The sequence below is a fragment of the Microbacterium sp. genome, from assembly GCF_052102115.1.
Lineage (GTDB): Bacteria > Actinomycetota > Actinomycetes > Actinomycetales > Microbacteriaceae > Microbacterium.
The window spans coordinates 1-2,785 of sequence record NZ_JBQDVP010000123.1; the positions used below are offsets into that span (position 1 = coordinate 1).

The window sequence follows — 2,785 nt, forward strand, 5'->3', positions numbered from 1 at the left end:
TGCCGCCGGAGGCGACCTCGTCGACGGCTGCGAGGAAGTCCTCGACATCGGCGACTCGGTCTTTGAGCAGGTATCCGAAGCCACCGGTGTTCTCAGCGATGAGTTCGGATGCGTACTGCTCCTCCACGTACTGGCTGAACACGAGCACCTTGACGTCGGGGTTCTGCTTGCGGATGAGGACTGCGGCGCGGATGCCCTCGTCGGTGAACGTCGGCGGCATGCGCACGTCGATGATGGCGAGGTCCGGCGGCGTGTTGTGGACTGTGGCGAGGAGCTCGTTGGCATCGGGGACGGCGGCGATCACTTCATGCCCGGCATCAACCAGAAGCCTCTCGAGTCCGGCTCGCAAGATGGCAGAGTCTTCGGCAATTACGATGCGCATGGCACCTCCACAACGACGGTAGTTGGCCCACCTGCGGGGCTGGTCAGGTTCAGTGTCCCACGAGCGGCTTCGACGCGATCGACCAAACCGGCGATCCCGGTGTGACGGCCCGAACGGTCGATGCGCGCTCCGCCCTGACCGTTGTCGGTGACGACGATCTGGACTCCCGCCTCGATGGGGGCGATGAAGACCCGAGCATGTGTCGCACCCGAGTGCTTGGCGATGTTCGTCAGGCACTCTGCGACGACGAAGTAGGCCACGGCTTCGGCCTCACGATCGATGCGCCCGGCGAGTCGAACGTCGACCTCGACGGGAATCGTCGAGCGTCCGGCCAATGCGGAGACGGCCGCGTCGAGGCCGCGGTCTGTGAGCACAGCAGGGTGGATTCCACGTGCCAGTTGGCGGAGTTCGTTGACGATGCCCTTCGCCTCGGCGTGGGCTTCGGAGACGAGCTCTTTGGCGCGCTCTGGATCTTTGTCGATCTTCGACTTCGCCATGCCCAGCGTCATGCTCAGGGCGACGAGTCGTGGCTGGGCTCCGTCGTGGAGGTCGCGTTCGATGCGCAGTCGCTCCGCACCCGCAGCTTCGATCCCGGCCATGCGGGCCCGGTCGAGATCGGTAACCTCGGCCTGCAGGGCAGCGGTGCGTGCCGGTGGCAGGAGGCTGCGGTCGAGTGCCCTGTCGAGGTACGGGGCGAACCACAGGATCGCCAGTGAGCTGGCGAGGACGATGAGAGAGCCGATGGCGATGCCGGTGCGCCCCAGCCCACCGGTGGTTCCACGGAAGAAGAAGTCGGTGATGCCCTCAGGATTGATGGCGCTGAAGATGCCGATGATTGCACCGCAGATGCCGGCGATGGTGCCGCCGACGATGATCGCGCCGAGCAGCATCTTCACGTAGTGGTGGGCAGTCGAGCGCCAGAAGGATCCCGACTTCACGTGCAGCCATCGATTGTGGAAGAAGCGGCCGAAGGCAGATTCTCGGGTGCTGCGTTCGACCTTCGGGACCGGGATCCGGTCGCCATAGATCAGTTCGGCCCGGTAACGTTCGAACACGTTCGCGCCCTGTTGGACGACGACCCAGGCGACGAGTGCGAGCACACCGAGGCCGAGTGCGAAGATTCCGCCGAAGCCGGTGAACAGCAGGCCAAGCGGGATCCAGGCCCAGACCACAGCCATCACGGCGGAGAGCACGAGGTTCGCGACGCCGACGATCCCGACTCGCTTCTGCGGCCATTCGATCGGACCGTCGGCGGGAATCTCGGTGCCTTCCTCACGCGTCAGCGGCATCGCCCCCGTCGCAGGTGCGTACGTGACGTTCTCCGACTTCGGCTTCTTCCGCCGAGGTGGCTGCATCGGCTGCATCGGCATCTGGCCGTTGGGAGCGGGCACGGGCGCAGGGAGCTGATTGGGGTGTTGGCCCTGCTGTGGGCTTTGCTGCTGGGCGGAGTAGGTGCGCGGCTGGTAGCCGGGCTGCTGGAGAGCGCCCTGCTGCTGGAGATTGCCAGGTCCAGAGGAGTGGGTGCCCTGGGACGGGTACGCCTGAGTGGGGTGCTGTGAGGGTGTTTGCTGCGAGAACCCCTGCGGGAAGTTCGCATTCATCACGCGGGTCTGGGGATAGGCCTGTGTGTACTGCTGCGTTGGGTGGTTAGTCGCCGGCGATTCCTGGTCGTGAGCCGAACCGTGCTGTTGAGCCGACCCGTACTGCTGAGCCGACCCGTACTGCTGAGCGGCACCGCGGCTGAAGGGAACCTCCATATCCATAGGAGCCGTCCGAAACTGTCCGGCCTCCGTCGCCAACGGTGTGTCTGCGGACTCGTCGACTGCGCCGTTGCCCGAAGGCTCGGAGCGGTCTGCAGACTCCTCGGCCTCGGGGGTCTTTGCAGCCGCGGGAGTCTCTGCGGTCGGGGGCGCGTTGACGATCGCCTCGGCGCCGATGGGCCTGTCCGATTCTGGCGTTTCTTCTGGTGCCTGGGACTCCAGGGAATCGGCGCTCTGCGGCTCCGATTCGCGTGGGTTCGTGGGGGTGTTCTCACTCATAGCAATAACGCTACGGGAGTCGACAAGCTGCCAACAGCACGTTGACCACCTAGCCTGCGTCGGGTTTTCCCCACGCCCCGTGACCACGCACACACGCGCCACGCACCGCCACCTGCGATTTGCACCGTCCCACCACGCACCGCCAGCGGTGAATCCCACCCACAGCTCCACGCACCACCGCTGGCACTGCGCGTGGCACTGCGAGTATCAATTCATACCGTTGCTACAGGGTGTTGAAGAGTTGACGGTGAGGGGTCCGCAATTGGAACCTCCGCACCCAGTGCCTCCGCGTCGGAGCTCACGCCGTCCGGAGTCTGCACCGTCGAAGCGAGCGCCGCGTCGAGGTCGGCGAGGATGTCGGCGA

At 65.5% G+C, this 2,785-nt stretch carries 2 protein-coding genes; both read right to left on the reverse strand.

Going from position 1 to position 2,785, the window contains the following annotated elements:
• On the reverse strand, window positions 1–382 hold a 382-nt coding region (locus tag ACTICP_RS16335), incomplete at its 3' end, for a response regulator (RefSeq protein ID WP_441894149.1).
• Window positions 370–2,421, reverse strand: a complete 2,052-nt coding sequence (locus tag ACTICP_RS16340; RefSeq protein WP_083248867.1) for a sensor histidine kinase — start codon at window positions 2,419–2,421, stop codon at window positions 370–372. The genes ACTICP_RS16335 and ACTICP_RS16340, both read right to left, overlap by 13 nt.
• Window positions 2,422–2,785: the final 364 nt, after the last annotated feature.

Coding starts and splice junctions, on each gene's coding strand:
- ACTICP_RS16340 (WP_083248867.1), bottom strand. CDS start 2,421: ATGAGTGAGAACACCCCCACGAACCCACGCGAATCGGAGCCGCAGAGC.